Source organism: Nocardia halotolerans (genome assembly GCF_042650145.1).
In the GTDB taxonomy this organism is placed as follows: Bacteria; Actinomycetota; Actinomycetes; order Mycobacteriales; family Mycobacteriaceae; genus Nocardia; species Nocardia halotolerans.
In genome coordinates this window covers 300,467-319,689 of record NZ_JBHSDL010000007.1, presented here as the reverse complement: position 1 = coordinate 319,689, position 19,223 = coordinate 300,467, and the positions used below count along the sequence as shown (strand labels likewise).

18 protein-coding genes are annotated in these 19,223 nt (G+C 69.1%); 8 read left to right on the top strand and 10 right to left on the bottom strand.

The features are described 5' to 3' along the window. Positions 1-97: 97 nt before the first annotated feature. The gene (gene yczR, locus ACFO5K_RS08610) at positions 98-1,597 is read right to left on the bottom strand and encodes a MocR-like transcription factor YczR (protein ID WP_378558527.1); all 1,500 of its coding nucleotides are present in this window, start codon (positions 1,595-1,597) and stop codon (positions 98-100) included. Between the two features lie 61 nt (positions 1,598-1,658). On the opposite strand from yczR, the gene ACFO5K_RS08605 reads away from it, so the two are divergent. From ACFO5K_RS08605 to ACFO5K_RS08595, 3 genes are all read left to right on the top strand, one after another. Beyond that, positions 1,659-1,859, top strand: coding sequence for a hypothetical protein (locus ACFO5K_RS08605; protein ID WP_378558524.1), 201 nt, complete (start codon positions 1,659-1,661; stop codon positions 1,857-1,859). A 101-nt stretch (positions 1,860-1,960) separates the two neighbouring features. Then, positions 1,961-2,524 (top strand): methylated-DNA--[protein]-cysteine S-methyltransferase, encoded by a 564-nt coding sequence (locus ACFO5K_RS08600; RefSeq protein WP_378558521.1) that lies wholly within the window; start codon positions 1,961-1,963, stop codon positions 2,522-2,524. Positions 2,525-2,728: 204 nt separating this feature from the next. Further along, positions 2,729-3,547, top strand: coding sequence for an alpha/beta fold hydrolase (locus tag ACFO5K_RS08595; RefSeq protein WP_378558518.1), 819 nt, complete (start codon positions 2,729-2,731; stop codon positions 3,545-3,547). A gap of 48 nt (positions 3,548-3,595) precedes the next feature. On the opposite strand, the gene ACFO5K_RS08590 is transcribed toward ACFO5K_RS08595, so the two are convergent. From ACFO5K_RS08590 to ACFO5K_RS08580, 3 genes are all read right to left on the bottom strand, one after another. Further along, positions 3,596-3,883, bottom strand: a complete 288-nt coding sequence (locus ACFO5K_RS08590; RefSeq protein WP_378558514.1) for a hypothetical protein — start codon at positions 3,881-3,883, stop codon at positions 3,596-3,598. Between the two features lie 101 nt (positions 3,884-3,984). Continuing rightward, positions 3,985-4,884, bottom strand: coding sequence for a hypothetical protein (locus tag ACFO5K_RS08585; RefSeq protein WP_378558510.1), 900 nt, complete (start codon positions 4,882-4,884; stop codon positions 3,985-3,987). A gap of 204 nt (positions 4,885-5,088) precedes the next feature. Further along, complete coding sequence (locus tag ACFO5K_RS08580; protein WP_378558507.1) at positions 5,089-6,378, bottom strand: adenylosuccinate synthase; 1,290 nt, start codon at positions 6,376-6,378, stop codon at positions 5,089-5,091. A gap of 279 nt (positions 6,379-6,657) precedes the next feature. Here ACFO5K_RS08580 and ACFO5K_RS08575 point away from each other — a divergent pair, with 279 nt between their 5' ends. Beyond that, positions 6,658-7,287 carry a hypothetical protein gene (locus ACFO5K_RS08575; protein ID WP_378558503.1) on the top strand — a complete coding sequence of 210 codons (630 nt, stop codon included), beginning with the start codon at positions 6,658-6,660 and terminating at the stop codon, positions 7,285-7,287. Beyond that, entirely contained in the window at positions 7,284-8,069 is a 786-nt protein-coding gene (locus tag ACFO5K_RS08570) for a site-2 protease family protein (RefSeq protein ID WP_378558499.1), read from the top strand. The genes ACFO5K_RS08575 and ACFO5K_RS08570 overlap by 4 nt, the downstream gene beginning before the upstream one ends. 7 nt (positions 8,070-8,076) lie before the next feature. Here the strand turns inward: ACFO5K_RS08570 and ACFO5K_RS08565 are convergent, their stop codons facing one another. Together ACFO5K_RS08565 and ACFO5K_RS08560 are read right to left on the bottom strand one after the other, a co-directional pair. Beyond that, the gene (locus ACFO5K_RS08565; RefSeq protein ID WP_378558596.1) at positions 8,077-9,213 is read right to left on the bottom strand and encodes an FUSC family protein; all 1,137 of its coding nucleotides are present in this window, start codon (positions 9,211-9,213) and stop codon (positions 8,077-8,079) included. A gap of 64 nt (positions 9,214-9,277) precedes the next feature. Then, positions 9,278-9,712 (bottom strand): DUF3151 domain-containing protein, encoded by a 435-nt coding sequence (locus ACFO5K_RS08560; protein ID WP_378558496.1) that lies wholly within the window; start codon positions 9,710-9,712, stop codon positions 9,278-9,280. 2,792 nt (positions 9,713-12,504) lie between these two features. Between ACFO5K_RS08560 and ACFO5K_RS08555 the strand changes: the two genes are divergently transcribed. Both ACFO5K_RS08555 and ACFO5K_RS08550 read left to right on the top strand, forming a co-directional pair. Further along, positions 12,505-12,999, top strand: coding sequence for an Rv0361 family membrane protein (locus ACFO5K_RS08555; RefSeq protein ID WP_378558493.1), 495 nt, complete (start codon positions 12,505-12,507; stop codon positions 12,997-12,999). Positions 13,000-13,097: 98 nt separating this feature from the next. Continuing rightward, positions 13,098-14,156, top strand: coding sequence for a fused (3R)-hydroxyacyl-ACP dehydratase subunits HadA/HadB (locus tag ACFO5K_RS08550; RefSeq protein ID WP_378558489.1), 1,059 nt, complete (start codon positions 13,098-13,100; stop codon positions 14,154-14,156). A gap of 4 nt (positions 14,157-14,160) precedes the next feature. Here the strand turns inward: ACFO5K_RS08550 and ACFO5K_RS08545 are convergent, their stop codons facing one another. From ACFO5K_RS08545 to ACFO5K_RS08535, 3 genes are all read right to left on the bottom strand, one after another. Next, the gene (locus ACFO5K_RS08545) at positions 14,161-15,279 is read right to left on the bottom strand and encodes a BTAD domain-containing putative transcriptional regulator (protein ID WP_378558486.1); all 1,119 of its coding nucleotides are present in this window, start codon (positions 15,277-15,279) and stop codon (positions 14,161-14,163) included. A gap of 31 nt (positions 15,280-15,310) precedes the next feature. Further along, on the bottom strand, positions 15,311-16,348 hold the full coding sequence (gene fbaA / locus ACFO5K_RS08540; protein WP_378558483.1) for a class II fructose-bisphosphate aldolase: 1,038 nt from the start codon (positions 16,346-16,348) through the stop codon (positions 15,311-15,313). Between the two features lie 84 nt (positions 16,349-16,432). Continuing rightward, complete coding sequence (locus tag ACFO5K_RS08535; RefSeq protein WP_378558480.1) at positions 16,433-17,398, bottom strand: DUF368 domain-containing protein; 966 nt, start codon at positions 17,396-17,398, stop codon at positions 16,433-16,435. 35 nt (positions 17,399-17,433) lie between these two features. Here ACFO5K_RS08535 and ACFO5K_RS08530 point away from each other — a divergent pair, with 35 nt between their 5' ends. Further along, positions 17,434-18,120, top strand: a complete 687-nt coding sequence (locus ACFO5K_RS08530; protein WP_378558477.1) for a DedA family protein — start codon at positions 17,434-17,436, stop codon at positions 18,118-18,120. A 3-nt stretch (positions 18,121-18,123) separates the two neighbouring features. Here the strand turns inward: ACFO5K_RS08530 and ACFO5K_RS08525 are convergent, their stop codons facing one another. Beyond that, on the bottom strand, positions 18,124-19,212 hold the full coding sequence (locus tag ACFO5K_RS08525) for a glycoside hydrolase family 76 protein (RefSeq protein ID WP_378558592.1): 1,089 nt from the start codon (positions 19,210-19,212) through the stop codon (positions 18,124-18,126). Positions 19,213-19,223: the final 11 nt, after the last annotated feature.

Sequence of the window (19,223 nt, the reverse complement as noted above, 5' to 3'; positions counted from 1 at the left end):
CTGATGCCGATCACCGACAGTTGCCGCCACGGCGAACATGATGCCCGACCTGGCCATCTATCGGGCGAGAACCGAGAACTCGATTGGGAGACATGACCTAGTAGCAGGTGAGGGGCTGGAGCGGGTCGGCCGCGCGTGGGGTGAGGGCCGCATAGGCGGCGGCGATGGACTTCACCGCCAGGCGCAGGTCGGCCTCGGGGTGGGTGAACGGCAGGCGCAGGAACCGTTCGAAAGCGCCCTGCACGCCGAAACGCGGTCCCGCGGCCAGTAACACGCCGTGATTGGGTGCGGTGGCGGCCAGCGCGGTCGACACCGGGCTCGGCAGCTGCGCCCACACCGACATCCCGCCCGCGCCCGGAGTGATGTGCCAGCCGGGCAGATCCTCGGCGGCGGCGTCGAGCAGGGCGGCGCGCTGGGCGCGCAACTGCTCGCGGCGACGGTCGAGGATGGGTTCGGCGTGCTCGAGCAGGTGGACGGTGGCGAGCTGGTCCATCACGGGGGTGCCGAGGTCGACGGTGGCGCGGATGCCGAGCAGCTTGGTGATCAACGCCTGGTTGGTCCGAATCCAGCCCACCCGCAACCCACCCCAGAACGACTTCGACGCCGACCCGATGGTGATGATCTCCGCGCCCTTGGCGAACGCGGCGACCGGCGGGGGCATGGGCGCATCGGAGAGGTTGAGGTCGCCCATCGACTCGTCGACGACGATGGACATCCTGGTGTCACGGGCGATGGCGGCCAGTTCCGCCCTGCCCTCGGCGTCGAGCAGCAGCCCGGTGGGGTTGTTGAAGTCGGGGACCAGGTAGGCCAGCGAGGCGGCGGTCTGCCGGGCGGTGCTGCGCAGCCCTTCGAGATCCCAACCGGCGTCGGGGAATTCGGGCCGCAGCGGAATCGGGATGGGCCGGGCGCCGACATCGCGAATCGCCTCGATGGCATTCGGGTAGGTGGGGTGCTCGATCAGCACCCGGGCCGCGGGCGGGGTGAGCACGTTGAGCAGCAGCCGAAGTCCGTGTTGCGCACCGAGAGTCACCAGGATCTCGTCAGGTTCGGTGGGCAGGCCTCTGGCGGTGTAGCGGCGAGCCAGCGCCTCACGCAACGCGAGCACACCGACGGGGTCCATGCCGTGCGTGTTCAGGTAGGCCGGGAGCCCTTGCAGGGCAGTCGAATACGATTCGTGTAGTTCGGGCGGGGCGGACATCGCCGCGTAGGTCATGTCGATGGTCGGCAGCTCGGGCTGCGCCATCAGCGCCATGATGCCGCGCGAGGGTTTGGCACCGTCGTGCTGGATGGCCGGCGGCAGCGCCACGGTGCTACGCGAACCCTGCCGGCTGATCAAGTAGCCGTGCTCGCGCAGCAGCGAGTACGTGGAGGTGATGGTGGTGCGGCTGACGCCGAGCGTGGCGGCCAGATCGCGTTCGCTGGGGAGTGCGACGCCGAGCGGGGCGCGACCGTCGTGGATCAGCAACCGGATGGCCTCGGCCAGCGCCAAGTAGGCGGGCCGGTGCGGGCGGCGCTCGGCCTCGCCGCCGGCTTCGGGGTCGCGCCAACGACCCAGATCACGAGCCAGGCCCGCCGCGCCGATCACTCTTGTCGCCATAACGTCCAGTATTACCTGAGTGGATATTTATCTACAAGACCAGTCGAGAGACTCTGAGGACATGTCCACTCTCCTCACGCTCATCGCCGCCATCGCCGTCGCCGTCGGATTGTTGACGTACTACTTCCTGCCCAACCAGGGTGAGCTTCCGCTCGGACCATTCCGGAGCGCACCGCGCGACCGGACCGTGGGGGTCTACGACGAACAACGCCGCTGCCGGGATGTGGATGCGATACGAACACACCAGAGCGGAACCTCTTAGGTCCAGTTACCCGAACTGGCCCTTATCGACTGTCGAGTGACCCGACTCCGGAGCCGCTGGCCGTGCGCATTTGTGTCGGTCGGTCAGCGCACACTGTGATCATGAGCGACTCGACGCAGACCGAGACGGTGGTCTCGGCACTGTTCGATACCGCGATCGGACTGTGCGCGATCGCTTGGCACGGTGCTGTCGTGGTCCGGTTCCAGTTACCCGAGGCGAGCGAGGAACAGACACTCGCGCGGATCACCAGGCCGTTCGCGGGGACCGCGGTGCCGGAGGGCGAACCGGGGCCGGCGATCACCGCCGCCATCAGCGGCATCCGCGCCCATCTGGCCGGCGCCCTGGACCCGTTGCGCTGGATCGATCTGGACCTACACGGCGTACCCGAATTCCACCGCGCCGTCTACGCCGTGACGCGTGAGATCGATCCCGGCCGCACCCTCAGCTACGGCGATATCGCCGAACGCCTCGGCGCCCCCGGCTCCGCACAGGCGGTGGGACAAGCGCTGGGCCGCAACCCCATTCCGCTCATCGTTCCGTGCCACCGTGTCCTCGCCGCCGACCACGCACTGCACGGCTTCTCCGCGCCGGGCGGGATCGGCACCAAGGCGCGATTACTCGAGATCGAGCGCACCCCGGGCTTCGGCGAGCCGATGCTGTTCTGATCCGAAGTCATGGGCGGCTGCGCGCACCATGAGGACGTGCCGATGAATTTTTCCGGTGCGTGCCGTCTGAACGAGCAAGATCATCCGCCGGACCGGGCGCGGGCCGACCGCGCCCGTGCCTGACCGGCAAACCCGTGCCGACCTGCGATCTCCGGGTTCGCGTACCGTCGAACCCGCGGGTCAGCCGAATCGAGAGGAACCACCATGCAGACAGTGACGTCGGCCGACGGCACCACGATCGCTTACGACCAGGTCGGCGAGGGGACCGCGGGGACGGTCATCCTGATCGGCGGCGCGTTCAGCTTCCGCAAATTCAAGTCCATGGTCGAACTCGCACAGGCCCTGGCCGACGACTTCGACCTGACCGTGCTCAACTACGACCGGCGCGGACGCGGCGACAGCACCGACTCCCCCGGCGTGTACGACGCGGCCAACGAGATCGCCGACATCGCCGCGCTCGTCGAGGCGGCCGGTGGGAAAGCCGCACTGTTCGGTTGGTCCTCGGGTGCGGCGCTGGCCCTGCTCGCCGCGAAACAGGTGCCCGGTGTCACCGAGGTGGTCGCGTTCGAGCCGCCGTTCGTGGTGGACACCAAACACCATGTGCCGCCGAAGGATCTCGAGCGGAAGCTGCACCCGATGATCGCCGAAGGCAAGCGCAACAAGACGGTTCGCTACTACATGACCAAGGCGATGGGCATGCCCGCGCTGATGGTCGCGGTCATGCGGCTGACTCCCTTCTGGAAAGATCTCGCGGCCACCTCCAATTCGACCGCCCACGACTGGGCGGTGATGAAGCCGTACATGCGTGGACAGCAGCTCGTTCCCGCCGACTGGAACGACATCACGGTTCCGGTGCTGGTATTGGCGGGCGAACGCACCGCTCCCCTGCTCATCAAGGGCTCGAAAGCGGCAGCCGAAGTAGTGCCCGACGCCGAGTTCGCCGAACTGCCCGGAGTGAGCCACAACCCCAAGATCTCCCTGCTCGCCCCGGCGGTCGGCGAATTCCTCACTCGCGCACGGTGATCATTCCCGTCGCCGGGGGCTGGTGAGTAGGCGAACAGCACCCTGCGATCAGGGCGGCGGCGGGTTGTCGCGGTAGAACTGGCAGGGGTCGCCGGTGAGGTAGCCGTCCATGCAGGCGAAGTAGGTCTGCACGCAGGCGTTGCTGGTGCAGTCCGCGGTGTAGAGCATGCCGCGGATGCGCTCGTAGCGCTGCTGGGCGGGGGCCAGGGTTTCGGCGGGCGGGAGTACCGCGGACCGCACCGGAGAGGCGCTCGGGGTGGGGGCGGGTGCCTCGGTCGAGGTACAGCCGGTCAACACGACCAGCGCGAGCAATACCGACGCCGCGAACCCACGCACCGACACCACCTCCATCCGAAACCGGTTTCGACGCTACTCCAGCAGATTCGCCCGCCGCCTTCGGCCGTCTCGAGCACGGCGCCGCGACCTCGCGACCGCAGCTACAGGGTGGCACCCACGCCGCTGCCGACCACACCACCGGCAACGGCACCTGCCGCCGCGGCGGGGATACCGAGGACCGCGGCGCCCGCCGCCGCACCGGCCGCGGCGCCGATGGCGGCGCCCGCGCCCGTGGTGGCCGCGGCGATCGGCCAGGCCGCAGCGAAACCGGCGCCGATCACCGGAAGCGCGCCGACACCGGCAGTCGGGATGGCGGCCGCACCGGCCAGGATGGCGGTGGCCCCCGCCGTGCCCGCGGCGCCGACGGCGAAGCCGACACCGGCGCCGATACCCGCGCCGAGCAGGCCACCGCCGACCGCGCCGACGGTGGCCGCCGGGACACCGGCGAGCGCGGCACCTGCGAGCGCACCGCCGACGGTGGCCGCGGCGATCTTGTCCGAACGGCTCGGGTTGATGCCGACCGAACGGCCCTGGGTGGCGATGGCGGCTTCGACGTCGGCGGCGGCGGTGTTCACGCCTTCGAGGGCCGCGTCGGGGATCTCGTCCGGAACCGGGCTGGTGAAGTCACCGACGCGCAGGGTGCGCGGCGGCGGGGCGATCGGGACGACCGGCTCCACCGCTTCGGGCAGATGCAGTTCCTCGATGACGACCGGCGGGGCGGGCGCGGTGTATTCGGGCACCGGTCGCGAGGGCCGTTCGGGCATCAGATGGTGGAGGCTGTCCGAATCGTCGAAGTCACCCAGTTCGGCGGGCACGCCCTTCTCGCTCGGTGCGGGTGTGTTGATGCCCGGTTGCGCAGGCACATCGTGCAGGCCCGGCTGCGGCACCGCCACCGCGATACCGGCGCACGCCACGGCCAATGCCATCGGCAGCACGCCCACCAGCGGACGAGCGACCCACCGCACCGTCGAGTTGTTCACATCATCGGACCGACGGATCACGCCGCACACCCACTCACACGCTCAGAGAAAAGCGGCACGTCCCCGCGTACCGCGCAGCGACGATAGCGTTAGCCAGCTGGATGCTGTCAAATCGATAGCGAGTCCGCATGATCCGCGCGTGTCGCCCCCCACCTGCGTCGACCGCACACGCAGCGGGGCCCGGTGCCGACTAGCTGGCACCGGGCCCCGCTTGACCGTGTGGTCCTACTTCAGCACGTCGTGCCGGACGATCGTCTGATCGCGTCCCGGCCCCACGCCGATGCACGAGATCCGCGCACCCGAAAGCTCTTCGAGCCGAAGCACATACGCCTGCGCGTTGGCCGGCAGCTCCGCGAAGGTGCGGGCCCCGGAGATGTCCTCGGTCCAGCCGGGCATCTCTTCGTAGACCGGCTTGGCGTGATGGAACCCGGTCTGGGTGGTCGGCATCTGCTCGACCCGCTTGCCGTCGACCTCGTACGCCACACAGATCGGCACCGTGTCCAGCCCCGACAGCACGTCGAGCTTGGTGAGGAAGTAGTCGGTGACGCCGTTGACGCGGGTGGCGTACCGGCTGATCACCGCGTCGAACCAACCGCAGCGCCGACCGCGACCGGTGGTGACACCCACCTCGCCGCCCTTGTCGGCCAGGAACTCACCGAACTCGTCGAACAGCTCGGTCGGGAACGGGCCCGACCCCACGCGGGTGGTGTAGCACTTGAGGATGCCGAGCACCGTGTCGATCCGGTTCGGCCCGATGCCCGAACCCACCGCGGCACCACCGGCGGTCGGGTTCGACGAGGTGACGAACGGGTAGGTGCCGTGATCGACGTCGAGCAGGGTGCCCTGCGAGCCTTCCAGCAGCACCGTCTCGTCGCGCTCGAGCGCCAGGTTCAGTTCCAGGCGGGTATCGGCGATGCGGTGCTTGAACGACTCGGCCTGCTCGAGCACCTCGTCCACGACCTGCTGTGGGTCGAGCGCACGGCGGTTGTAGATCTTCACCAGCACCTGGTTCTTGAACTCCAGGGCGGCCTCGACCTTCTGGGTGAGGATCTTCTCGTCGAGCACGTCGGCCACCCGGACGCCGACGCGGGCGACCTTGTCCTGGTAGCAGGGGCCGATACCGCGACCGGTGGTGCCGATCTTGCGGTTGCCGAGGAAGCGTTCGGTGACCTTATCGATGGCCACGTGGTACGGCATGATCAGGTGGGCGTCGGCGGACAGCAGCAGACCGGAGGTGTCGACCCCGCGCGCCTCGAGTCCGGCGAGTTCGTCGAGCAGCACACCGGGGTCGACGACGACACCGTTACCGATGACGTTCTTGACGCCGGGCGTGAGGATGCCGGACGGAATCAGGTGCAGCGCGAACTTGTCGCCATTGGGCAGCACCACCGTGTGACCGGCGTTGTTGCCGCCCTGGTATCGGACCACCCACTGCAGCCGCTCACCGAGCAGGTCTGTAGCTTTGCCCTTACCCTCGTCGCCCCACTGGGCGCCGATGAGGACGATTGCCGGCATTTCGGAGTCTCCTACAGATCGACGTGCAGCGCATTCAGCACTGCAGCTACCTGCCGTAGACGCTGCGCGTCTAGCACTGAGGCGGTGGCCGGAGACACAGTCTAGCCGACGCCTGTTCAGCGCCGGTCGAGGCCACTCGAGGGCGCGGACCCCCGCCCGTCGCGAACGCCACGATCGGTTACCGTTACTTGCCGGCAGGTGCTCGTGGGCGACGCACCGTCGACCCGACCGAGGAGGGTGTACCGCAGTTTGAGTACCCACGTTCTTCGATGTGGTGACATGCCGGTCCCCATCGCACTGACCTCACTCCCGAACACGCAGACCGACGAGGTCCCCGACGTGACGGTGATCGATGAGCTACTACCCGTACTGGCCGCCGACAGCCTGCCGCGCCTGATCGTGCTCGGTTCCGACGCGAGCCTCGCCGCGGTGCTCACCCACCTGATGCGCACCGAACGCCTGCACGTGGAGGTCGGCTTCGTCCCGGTCGAGACCACCTATGCCTCGCGGGTGTATCAGACCGCCACCGGCAATGCCGCGGCCAAGATCGCGCTCGAGGGTCGCGCGGTCGAGACACCACTGATCCGCGACGACACCGGCACCGTGCTGGTCGGGCGCGCCGCCATCACCGGTGTGGACGAGGCCAAACTCGAGGGCGAAGCCTATGTCGACGACACCCTGCTGTTCACCGGCACCGTCACGACCATGCTGATCTCACCGACGATGACCCTGCCGGGCGTGCGCGCGCGGGTGCGCCGGGGGCTGCGCAAACGCGGCTGGGTGGCCGGCCGGGCCGCGCAACTGGGCACCCCGGGCGCGGTCGTGACCCGCGACGGGATCACCGCCGAACGCACCGTGCCCCGCTCCACCTTCTACCGCTACGAACACCCCTGGCTATTGGTGCGATGACCTACTCCTTCCCCGGCACCCGCAACGGCCACAACGCGGTGCGACCCAGTCCGGTCTTCCTGCTCATCGTGTTGGTCGCCGTGCTCGGTGGCGCGCTGGCCTGGGACGCCGACATCGATTCGGTGCGCGCCAAAGTGGGCGTGTTCATTCTGGTGGTGTTCGGCTGGATCGTCAGCCTGTGCCTGCACGAATTCGCGCACGCGTATGTGGCGTGGCGCGCCGGTGATCACGAAGTGGAGGTGCGTGGATATCTCACGCTCAATCCACTGAAATACAGCCATCCGGTGCTTTCCATCGGGTTGCCACTGGTGTTCATCGCCCTGGGCGGGATCGGTTTGCCCGGCGGGGCCGTATATGTCGACACCACCCGTTTCCGGGCGAGTGTGCAACGCCTGGTGAGCGCGGTCGGGCCGCTGACGAACGCATTGTGCGCGGTCGTGTTGCTGCTCGTGGTGCGTTCGGTGGGCACCGTCACCGAACACGCGGCGTTCTGGTGCGGTCTCAGCTTCCTCGCGTTCCTGCAGATCACCGCTTTCCTGCTGAACGCGCTGCCCATTCCGGGCCTCGACGGCTACGGGGCGCTCGAGCCCTCACTCAGTTATGAGACCCGGCGCGCACTGGATCAGATCAAGCCGTACGGGATGCTGATTCTTTTCGCCCTCATCTTCTTCACCCCATTGAGTCACGTGTTCTTCGACGGCGTCTACGCATTGTTCGAACTTTCCGGGGTACCGGAGGAGTGGGCCGGCTACGGAAGCCAGCTCACTCGCTTCTGGCGCTGATCAGCAGCTACCGCGCTGATTCCTCGGGCGTCACATAGGGGTTCGGCACGGTCGGCGGAAGCAGGGCGATCGCCGAGATGCGCTGCATCCCGCACACCACCATCAGATCCACCACGATCGAACGGATCTGCGCGAACACCACATGCGCCGACAGCCCCGCGCCGGCGACCAGTTCGGGGCGGGCGTTCTTGGCGACACTGCGTAGCGCGCGGGCGGCCTCGGCCTGATCCGGTTGTTCGTCCGGGTCGGCCAGCATCATCCTGCGCACCACGTCGACGGCATTACCCAGCTGGTCCATCAGGGCGATCAGGCGTGGGTCGAGCACCTCGTCGTCCTGGACCAGGGTGAGTGATCGGCGTTCCAGCACGCGGGTGTTGCGCACGGCGTTGTCGAGTGGGTCGGCCGTCGAACGAATGCGGGCCAACCGTTTTCGGGAGTTCCAGTACAGCGGTGAGATCCGGCTGACCTCGCGTCCGCCCTCGAGGGCGGAACGTAGCGCGTCGATCTGGTCCTGGGTGGCGCGCACCGCCGACAACGCGTTGTGCACCTTGTCCGCGTCCTGTTCGAGCAGTCCGTCGGCGCACAGGATCATCGACTTGCTCATCACCGACAGCACGTCGGCGGCGTGCTCACGGGCACGGCGCACCGGATGCAGTGGGATCGCCGCGACCATCAACACACCGACGAGCCCGCCGACCAGCGCGTCGATCATCCGGGACGGACCCGCACCCGGTGCCTGGTTCAACGTGGAGATCAGCACGGCCGAACTCGCCGCCTGAATCGTCATGAGCGCGCCGCTGTCGAGGAACACCGACACCGCCATCGCACCAGCGACCACCAGCGCCACCTGCCAGACCCCGGTCCCGACCTGGCCGATGAACAGGTCACCGATCCCGATGCCGACGGCGACACCCACCACCAGCTCCACCGAACGACGAATACGCGCACCGAACGAGATGCCGATGGAGACCACCGCGGCCGTCGGGGCGAAGAACGGTTCCGGGTGGCCGATGACCTCGTGGGCGAGGAACCAGGCCAGCGCCGCGCCCAGCGCGCACTGGACGATCGGGATCGCCGAGAGCCGCAACCGCTCGTTGGACGCCTTGAACCGGCCGACGGTACCCACCTTGGCAGCCGCGACCACCGGCGTCGCCGCGACGACGAAGGGCTTGCGCTCGCTCACCTACGACCCGGCCCCGGCCACCGGTTCAGTCCAGGCCGAGTTCGGACGCCGCCCTGGGGTCGCAGTCCTCGAGCAGATCGAGGCAGCGTGCGTACTCCTCGGTCTCGCCGATCGTCTTCGCGGCCCTGGCCAGCGCGCCGACACTGCGCAGGAAGCCCTGATTGGGTTCGTGGCTCCACGGGACCGGGCCGAAACCCTTCCAGCCGTTGCGGCGCAGCAGGTCGAGGCCACGGTGGTATCCGGTCCGGGCGAAGGCGTAGGCGGCGACCGTGTCGTGGTCGACGGCGCCGTCGGCCCGCTGCAAGGCGGCCTCGGCGAGCTGAGCCCACGCCACCGACGCGGCCGGATGATCGGCGGCGACCTTTACCGGGTCGGCACCGGCCGAAATGGCGTCTTCGGCGTCGATCAATTCAGGAAGGAGGACCGGCTGCGGTCCGAGCAGGTCACCGAAGGAGGTCATGGGTTCATTGTGCACCGAGCCGCCCCACGCCCGCGCCCGGCCCGCCGCGGGTGATCAGCGAACCCCCCGCAGCGCCGCGCATTAGGCTGAACAAGGAGTTCAACGTTCGAGCCTCAGCGAGGGGTACACAGGTGTCCGACCCGACCGACGAGAACAACCCGGCAGCCGAGGCCGCCGACCCCGCCACGCCCGGGCGGCAACCCGCTCCCGGCGCGGCCGATTCGTCGAGTACCGGCAATACAGCGGCCGATTCCGATACGCCCAGGTCGACCCCCGGCGCGGTCACCGAACCGGAACGGGCCACTGCCACACCCGGGACCGCGGAAACGGTGGTCATCCGGCGAGGTGGTTCGCCTGGACCCCAGGATGCGGGTGGACCCGGCGGTGGACGTGGTGATCGGCCCGGGGGCGCGTCGGAGGATGCACGTGGTGGTCAGCCGATTGGTGGGCCGGATGACGTACGGGGTGGACGCTCGGCCGGCGGACCAGACGACACGCGGGGCGGACGACCGGCCGGAGCACCAAACGACACGCAGGGCGGACGACCGGCCAGCGCACCAGGAAACGACGCAGGTGTGCCGGGTCGGGCGCCCGGGCAGCCAGGTGGACCCGGCCTTCCGATGGGCGGTCCTGCTGCGGGCGGTCAACGGCCATCCGGACCGGGTGGACCCGGCGGCGCGAGTGGACCCGGCGGCCCGAATGGGCCCAGCGGCCCGAATGGACCCGGCGGCGCAAGTGGACCCAGCGGCGCAAGTGGACCCGGCGGCTCGAATGGGCCCAGCGGCCCGAATGGGCCCAGCGGCCCGAATGGGCCCAGCGGCGCAAGTGGACCCGGCGGCCCGAATGGGCCCAGCGGCCCGAATGGGCCCAGCGGCCCGAATGGGCCCAGCGGCCCGAATGGGCCCAGCGGCCCGAATGGGCCCAGCGGCCCGAGCGGACCCAGCGGCCCGAGCGGACCCAGCGGCCCGAGCGGACCCAGCGGCCCGAGCGGACCCAGCGGCCCGAGCGGACCCAGCGGCCCGAGCGGACCCAGCGGCCAGAGTGGACCCGCACGTCCGATGAATGTGCCGCCCCGCGGGCCCGGCGGACAAGGACCTACGGGTTCCGGTGGGGCTCCGGCGAGGCAAGGCGGGCCCGGGCGCGCGCCTGGTGGGCCGCCGAACGTCCCCGGCGCGCAACCGCCCGTGGGCAGAGGCGGGGTGCCCGGACAGCAGGCACCCACGGGTCCTCCTGCGCAGACCGCCGGCGGACAGCGCAATACCCCCGCCGAGCAGCAGGGCACCAGACCTGCTGGGCCACCGCAGGGACGTGGCGGGGAAGGCCCGGGACCGGGTGCGGGGTCGCCGTTGGCCGGGTTGTCGCAGGGGCTGCCCGGGAGCGAGCGCGATGCGCGGGCCGAGGCGGACGGTCGCCGAGACGTCGAGGGGCGAGACGCCGGTGTGGCCGGTGCTGATGCCCCCACGACGGCGATGCGAATTCCGGGGCGCGAAGGTGCTTCGGGGCGTGCGGTTTCCGCGGACGATCAGACCGTGCGGACCTCCGGTGACGTACCCGGCAAGGCAGCTGAGAACGAACGCACAGGCGACGCCGAGCAGACCGGCGCGACTGACCGGGGCGAGAGTGCTTCACCGGAGAATGGTCCGGAACGCGTCGAGGGCAAGGGCGATTCACGCACTCGATCGGCAGACCCCGATGCGACCGAGCAGTTTCAGACCACTGACAGGAGTTCGACGCAGGGAGCCGACCGTGCGGAGGCGCAAACTCTGCCCGGCGGTAGTGGCGGGACCCCGTCAGCCGGAGCGTCCGCAAGTGAACCGCCGTTCACGGCTCGTGAAGGCGGCAACGGTACAGCGGGTCCGAGCAGCGCATCTGATTTAGACGCCACCGAGAAGTTCCAGACCACAGCAGCCGCAACGCAGCAGGCCGGCAAGGAGGCCGAGACAGAACGCGAGACGGGCCCGTCGAGGCCGGGCGAGGGACCGCACTCGGAAGCCGGATCGGTTTCGGAAGCCGCGTCGAGCCAGCACACCGAACCAAGGCAGGGCGCCCAGTTCGGCTCGACCACTGGGAACAGCCCGAACGCCGGACAAGGTCCGAACGCCGGACAGGGCCCGAACCCAGCGCACAGTGCGAACGCCGAGCCAGGTCCGAACGCGGGGCAGAGTCCGAACGCCGGGCCAGGTCCGAACGCCGGGCAGAGTCCGGTTTCGGGCGATGAACGGGCCGCAGCTCGCGGCGAGGGGCGCGCGGCGGGAGCTGCGGCGGCCGGGGCCGGCGCGGCGGAACTGATGAAGGGCGAGGGCCAGGCGGGCGGAACACCTACCGGTTCCGAGGATCAGACCGTCGCGATGCGGGTGGTGAACCCGGCTGATGCGCCGACCACCTCCATGCCGGTGCAGCGCGGGACGGACCGCGTGGTGGGTGGACGTCCGATGACGCCGCCGCCGAATACCCCGCGCGGCCCCGCCGGGCCACGGCAGGCGGGGCACCAGGGCCCCCACGGGCCAGGAGCAGACCCGGCGCATCCACCGCAAGCTCCTGCGGGCGGTCCGATGCAGCAGGGCCCAGGGGCCGGCGCAACACACCCGCCGCACAGACCCACGGGTGCACCAGCACAGCAAGGCCCAGGAGACCCGCAAGGACCCGCGGGGCAACCGCGCCGGCCAGGCCAGGGGCCCGAGGAAACACACCCCTCCCGGCGTGGACCAGGTGAGCAGCGAGCTTCGGCACCTTCACCCGCCGATATCCAGCCGACGCGCCCCGCGCACCAGCTGCCCGACGGCCCACGGCAGGTGGCCCCGCCGCAGCGCTTCGAGCCGCCCCAGCCCACGGGTGGGGAGGAGAAGGCCGGCAGGTCGAAGCGGTGGTTGTTGGTGGCCGGTGGGGCCGCGGTGGTGGTGGTCGCGTTGATCATCGGCGCGGTGGCGATGCTGACCGGTGCGGACAATTCGCCCGAGGGTCAGGTCAAGGCGGTGATCGGCGAGTACACCGAGGCGCTGCAGGCCGGTGACCTCGAGAATCTGCGCGCGAGCACCTGCGGGCCACTGCACGACTTCTATCAGGGCATCAGCGCTGAGCAGTTCAACGGTGTGCACCAGCTCTCGACCGAGCAGGGTTCGATTCCGGTGGTCGCGAGCGTGGACGCGGTGCGCATCACCGGCGAGACCGCGCTGGCCGAGGCGACGGTTTACACCACGGCCGAGCCCGGCGAGCGGACGGTGCGCACGTTCGACCTGCAGCGCACCGACGCGGGGTGGAAGGTGTGCGACCCCGCGGAAGCTCCGTAGTTCCCGGTCCGACCCGTCGTAGCGGCCGTCCTGTCCGCTATGACGGGTCACACATAACTGGTATCGACACCAAGTGAACCAGTATTGTTCTTCGGATCATGAGCAGGGAACAGACAACGTCGCAGCCGGACATCGAAGCTGTGGTCCCGGACGCGACGCTGGTGGGCCAGCGCTTCGGGTTCCGCGATCACTATGAAGTGGGCCGCGAGAAGATCCGCGAATTCGCCCGGGCGGTGCAGAACCTGCATCCCGCACACCAGCAGGAGGTCGACGCCCGCAAGCTCGGCTACGACGCGGTGATCGCTCCCCCGACCTTCGCCTCGGTGATCGGGATGAGCGCCACCAGGGCCCTGCTCGACACCGTGCTCACCGAGTACGACCTGTCCCAGGTGCTGCAGACCGACCAGGTGTTCGAGATCTTCCGCCCCATCCTGGCCGGCGACCGGATCAGCACCGAGATCGAGATCGAGTCGATCCGCCAGTTCGGTGGCAACGACTTCATCGCCGTCGGTTTCAAGCTGGTCAACCAGCACGACCAGGTGGCGGTGCAGGGCACCACCACGATCGTCGCCCGGCGCGGTGTCGAGGTGGATCCCGATATCGTCGAGGCCGTCGAGAACATCAGCATGCACGCGCGGCCGGCAACCGTGGCCGGCGTGGCGACCGACGACGTGCTGCTGCGCCGCACCGGCCCCGCGCCCACGACTCCCGGCCGCGAATTCGTCCCGGTCCACACCGTCCCCGAGTTCGACACCGTCACCAAGGGCACCGAACTCCCGGCCGGCTCGGCCCGGGTGACCCGCGGCGACCTCGCCAACTACGCGGGTGTGTCCGGCGACCCGAACCCGATTCACTTCAGCGACCGCGCGGCCGAACTCGCCGGCTTGCCGACCGTCGTCGCCCACGGGCTGCTCACCATGGGCCTGGCCGCGCAGTACCTCACCGACTGGCTCGGCGACCCGACCGCCGTCGAGAAGCTGAGCGTGCGCTTCTCCGGTTTCGTCCCGGTTCCCCCGACCGCGGCGGGTGAGATCCAGTTCTCCGCGAAGATCAAGTCGACCGACCCGGTGCGGCGCACGGCCACCGTCCTGTTGGGCGGGACGTCGGAGGGCCGCAAGCTGTTCGGCCGGGCGGTGGCCGAAGTTCGCCTGGGCTGATCGCCTAGGACACCGCGATGAAGGTGAGCACGGTGGCGCCCACCCGGATCACGTCACCGTCGGCCAGCAACGCCCCGCTGTCGATGGGCAATTCGTTGACGTAGACCCCGTTGGCCGAGTGCAGGTCCTTGATCAGCAGACCGGCGCGGCTGGGCATGATGTGGGCGTGGTAGCGGCTGGCCTTCGGGTCGTCGAGCACCAGTTCGTTGTCGGTCATCCGGCCGATCCTGATGCCGCCGTGCGGAATCGGGATGGTGTGGCCGTCGGCGAAGCGCAGGTTGCCGTTGCGGATCGAGCGCGGTACCTCGGTGACGGTTTCGGTCATTGCCGCGGCCACCTGCTCGGAACGCTTGGCCGCCAGCACATTCAGTGGTTGCTGGCGCAGCACCCGCTGTTCCAGTTCGATCAGGGAGGCACCGGGGTCGATGCCCAGTTCCTCGGCGAGCACCGTACGCACCCGGCGGCAGGCTTCCAGCGCGTCGGCCTGCCTGCCCGACAGATACAGCGCGGTGATCAGCTGACCCCACAGCGGCTCGCGCAGCGGGTGCTCATTGGTCATCGACACCAGTTCGCCGATCACTGAAGACGCCCGCCCGCAGGCGATTTCAGCGTCCACGCGCGCGGAGAAAGCGAGCAGGCGCTCTTCGTCCATGGCGGTGGCGAAACCGTCGGCGAACTGCAGTCCGGCCAGGTCCGCCAGTGCGCGACCGGTCCATTCGCGCAGCGCCGCGCCGAACAGGTTGGCCGCGCCGGGATGGTCACCGACTTCCAGGCAGCGCGAGCCCGCTTCACGCGCGTTCTCGAATCGACCGAGATCGCAAGCGGTATCGGGGATTTCGAGCCGGTACCCGGCGCCTTCGGTGCGCAGCACCTGAGCCGAATCGATCCCCGCGTTGCGCAGCGCCTTGCGGATATTGGAGACGAACACCTGCAGACTGGCCGCGTAGGAGTCCGGCGGGTCCTCGTTCCACACCATCTCGGCGAGAACGGAAGAGGAAACCGCCCGCCGCCGGTTGACGGTGAGCGCGGCAAGCAGTGCGCGCGGCTTGGGCCCGCCGACCGCCACCGGCTCACCACCGACGAGCAGCCGAACGGGCCCGAGCACACGGACATCAAGACTCATGAGCTCGGGCCCCGCTTGTTCGCTACGAAGATCAGGAACCGCTGACCGAGCGCCCGGCCGACTTCAGGTCGGCGCAGGCCTCGGCCACTCGCGCGGCCATCGAGGTCTCGGCCTTCTTCAGGTAGCTGCGCGGGTCGTAGACCTTCTTGTTGCCGACCTCGCCGTCGATCTTGAGCACACCGTCGTAGTTGGCGAACATGTGCCCGGCGACCGGGCGGGTGAAGGCGTACTGGGTGTCGGTGTCGACGTTCATCTTCACCACGCCGTAGCGCAGCGAGTCCTCGATCTCGGACTTCAGCGAGCCCGACCCACCGTGGAAGACGAAGTCGAACGGCTGCGCGTCGGCATCCAGGCCCAGCTGGGCGGCCGCGACACGCTGGCCCTCGGCCAGCACCTCGGGCTTGAGCACCACGTTGCCCGGCTTGTACACACCGTGCACGTTGCCGAAGGTGGCGGCCAGCAGGTACTTGCCGTTCTCGCCGGCGCCCAGGGCGGCGATGGTCTTCTCGAAGTCCTCGGGTGAGGTGTAGAGCTTGTCGTTGATCTCGGCCTCGACACCGTCTTCTTCACCGCCGACGACACCGATCTCGACCTCGAGGATGATGTTGGCCGACTTGCAGGCCTTCAGCAGCTCCTTGGCGAGCTCGAGGTTCTCGTCGATCGGGATGGCCGAACCGTCCCACATGTGCGACTGGAACAGCGGGTCGAGCCCGTTGTTCACGCGCTCCTGCGAGATCGCGATCAGCGGGCGCACGTAGGTGTCGAGCTTGTCCTTGGGGCAGTGATCGGTGTGCAGGGCGATCGTCACGTCGTACTTCGCGGCGACCACGTGCGCGAACTCGGCCAGCGCCACCGCGCCGGTGACCATGTCCTTCACGCCCAGGCCGGAGCCGAATTCGGCGCCACCGGTGGAGAACTGGATGATGCCGTCACTGCCCGCGTCCGCGAAGCCCTTGATGGCCGCGTTGATCGTCTCCGACGAGGTGCAGTTGATGGCCGGGAATGCGAACGAGTGCGCCTTGGCCCGGCCGAGCATCTCGGCGTAGACCTCCGGAGTCGCGATAGGCACTGGGTAGACCTCCGTAGAGTGCAGGGGCGCCGTCGTGTCGGGCACGCACCCGACTACAGCTGATTATGTCAGCGACAGCCTAGGTCAGGAGCGCGTTGAGTCAGTATTCGGCTGCTCGATCGGGGCGACGGTAGGGTTGTCGAGGTGAACAGCCCTCGTCTTTCGTTCGATCACGATTATCGCGACGACGATGAGCCAGCCACCCACGATCAGCGCCACGGTCATCGGCACGTCACCGCTGGGCGCTTGCAGCTCGCGGCTGTCGGATTCCCACGGCTGCCACGGCCACAGCGCCCGCAGCGAGCCGGCCAGCAGGCCGGTCATGATCACCATCATGAGCCGGTGATGGTGCTCGAGCACCCATTGCAGCAGCTTGACGAAGAATGCCAGGCCCAGGAACGCGCCGAGACCGAACAGCGCGATGTAGCCGAGATCGCGGTCGTTGAGCGCGTTGAAGGTGACGGTGTAGATGCCGGTGGCCAGCAGCACGAACGAACCGGAGACACCCGGCAGCACCAGCGCGCAGATCGCCACGGCGGCGACGCCGACGACGAGCAACGGGTTCGGGTCGGCGATCTCCGAGGGCGGCAGGCCGGTGAGCACGAAGGCCACGACCGCAACCACGCCGGCCAGCGCCCACTCACGCAATGTCCACCGTCTGCCGGACTCCGAATAAGGTACCCACAACGAAGCAAGCACCAATCCGAAGAAGAGCGCGAAAGTACGTTGCGGATGATCCTCCACCAGGGGCACGACCAGTTTCGCCGCAGTGAGCGCGGCGACCACCATGCCGGCCAGCACCGACAGCAGGAACGGCAGGTCGACCTGACGGAACTCCTGGGCGGCCCGTTCGGTGCCACGGCCCTTCGGCACATCGGTGGCCAGCAGTTTCATGCTGGTGACCGTGTGACCGGCCGAGAGGATCAGGCGGTCGTACATACCGGTGACCAGCGCGACGGTGCCGCCACTGACACCCGGCACCACTTCGGCTGTTCCCATGAGCCCGCCACGCAGGACATCGAGGAGATAGTTTCCCGTAGATCGCGACACAGGCACAGCGTAGCCGGACCCGCCGGAGGGCTCACATGACTACGTCGGACGTGCTGGCGTTCGCCCCGTTCGAGACCGCGGGCCCCATGCTGGTGTGGGGCATCGTGCTCACTTTCGTGTTCCTGGAATGCGCGGTGATCCTCGGCCTGTTCCTGCCGGGGGACTCGATGCTGATCACCGCCGGCATCGTGCTGGCCTCACATTCGAGCGGGGAAACCCACGTGTGGGCGTTGTCGATCGGGGCGATGGTCGCGGCCATCGCGGGCAACCAGGTGGGGTACGCGATCGGGCGGCGCACCGGTCATCACATGGTGGCCCGGCGCAACGGGCGCTATATCAACACCGAGAATCTGTCGAAGGTGGCGGATCTGCTGCAACGCCACGGGTTCCTCGCGGTGCTGGTGTCGCGGTGGATCCCCTGGGTGCGCACCCTGTGTCCGATGGTGTCGGGTGCGGCCGGAATGGATCACCGCAAGTTCACGATCGCCAGCACGATCGGCGCCATCGCGTGGGCCCCGGTGCTGCTGCTCATCGGTTTCTACGCGGGCACTTTCCTGGATCGGGTGCCGTGGCTGATGCCCCTGGTCGTCGGCACGTTGGTCGTCGCCCTGGTGTTCGCCACCATGATGGGGATCCGGCAGTACCGGCGCGAGATGGCCCAGCCGGTCGAAGAGTTCGACCTCGAGCACGAGGCGAACGCCACCGTCGATTCCGATCGCTGAGCCCTACAGCCCCGCCGCACTCACCCGGTAGGCCGCTTCCATCAGCATCCAGCCCGACAGCTGCACCGACAGGTCACGTTCGGGCACGGCCGAGGCGGTCACCGAGCCGCCCGCGGTGAACTTGCCCGCCCCCGCCGTACCGCCGGGCAACCTGGCCGGTTCGCGCCAGTCGTGGCCGAACAGCGGCTCGCCCTCCACCTCGAGCCGGTTGGCCCAGGCGGCGGTGGCCGAGGCCTTCACGATCGCGGCCGCGCACCGCCTGGCGCCCGCTTGCGCTTTGCCCTCGCCGGGCAGCGTCACGGCCAGCACCGCGAGGTAGCGGGCGAGGATGCCGTTGAACAGGCCGCCGTCGCCCCCGCCACCACCGGCGATCACCAGCCGGGTGGTCAGGTGTTCCTCGACCGCGTCCAGCAGTTTCGCGGCTCGCTCGGCGTGGCGGTGGTCGCCGGTACGCACGGCCAGTTCGGTCTCGAGCCCGAGCACCACGCCCTGGCAGTAGGTGAAGGTGGGGCGTTCGATCTCGCCGGCGGGCAGGTGGATGCCGTCGAGGATCAAGCCGGTCTCGGGGTCGCGCAGGGTGACGTCGATCCAGTCGGCCATCTCCTGCGCCCGCTCGACCCGGCCCAGGCGCAGCAGCGCGATGCCGGCGGGACCGTTGGCCGGGGCGTTGTAGAAGTCGGACCGGATCCGCCACGGGATACCCCCGCCGACGGCGGGGTCCCACGCACCGTAGAGCTGTTCCTCGAGCACGGGCAGCGCCGATCGGGCCGCGGTGAGATCCTGGGTGCGTTCGGCGCGTTCGAGCGCGATCGCCAGCCACGCCATGTCGTCGTAGTAGCGGTTGGTCCAGCCGGTGATGTTGCGCAGCCGGTGCGCGCGGGCGATGGCGGCGATCCGCCTGCGCCGCGCGGGGCCGGGCACCCGGTCGGCCGCGTCGACCGCGCAGTCCAGTAGGTGCGCCTGCCACCAGTAGTGCCAGCTGCAAAAGACCCGTTCGCGACGGGTGGCGGGCCAGCCGACGACGCCGAGTTCGGTGCCCGGCAAACCCCACAGCGTGCGCAGGTGCCGCGAGATGATCGCGGACTCGGCCATGTCGGCCCGCT

Coding starts and splice junctions, on each gene's coding strand:
- ACFO5K_RS08545 (WP_378558486.1), bottom strand. CDS start 15,279: ATGAGTCTTGATGTCCGTGTGCTCGGGCCCGTTCGGCTGCTCGTCGGT.
- ACFO5K_RS08605 (WP_378558524.1), top strand. CDS start 1,659: ATGTCCACTCTCCTCACGCTCATCGCCGCCATCGCCGTCGCCGTCGGA.
- ACFO5K_RS08580 (WP_378558507.1), bottom strand. CDS start 6,378: ATGCCGGCAATCGTCCTCATCGGCGCCCAGTGGGGCGACGAGGGTAAG.
- ACFO5K_RS08550 (WP_378558489.1), top strand. CDS start 13,098: ATGAGCAGGGAACAGACAACGTCGCAGCCGGACATCGAAGCTGTGGTC.
- ACFO5K_RS08570 (WP_378558499.1), top strand. CDS start 7,284: ATGACCTACTCCTTCCCCGGCACCCGCAACGGCCACAACGCGGTGCGA.
- ACFO5K_RS08575 (WP_378558503.1), top strand. CDS start 6,658: ATGCCGGTCCCCATCGCACTGACCTCACTCCCGAACACGCAGACCGAC.
- ACFO5K_RS08560 (WP_378558496.1), bottom strand. CDS start 9,712: ATGACCTCCTTCGGTGACCTGCTCGGACCGCAGCCGGTCCTCCTTCCT.
- yczR (WP_378558527.1), bottom strand. CDS start 1,597: ATGGCGACAAGAGTGATCGGCGCGGCGGGCCTGGCTCGTGATCTGGGT.
- ACFO5K_RS08530 (WP_378558477.1), top strand. CDS start 17,434: ATGACTACGTCGGACGTGCTGGCGTTCGCCCCGTTCGAGACCGCGGGC.
- ACFO5K_RS08525 (WP_378558592.1), bottom strand. CDS start 19,212: ATGGCCGAGTCCGCGATCATCTCGCGGCACCTGCGCACGCTGTGGGGT.
- ACFO5K_RS08595 (WP_378558518.1), top strand. CDS start 2,729: ATGCAGACAGTGACGTCGGCCGACGGCACCACGATCGCTTACGACCAG.
- ACFO5K_RS08600 (WP_378558521.1), top strand. CDS start 1,961: ATGAGCGACTCGACGCAGACCGAGACGGTGGTCTCGGCACTGTTCGAT.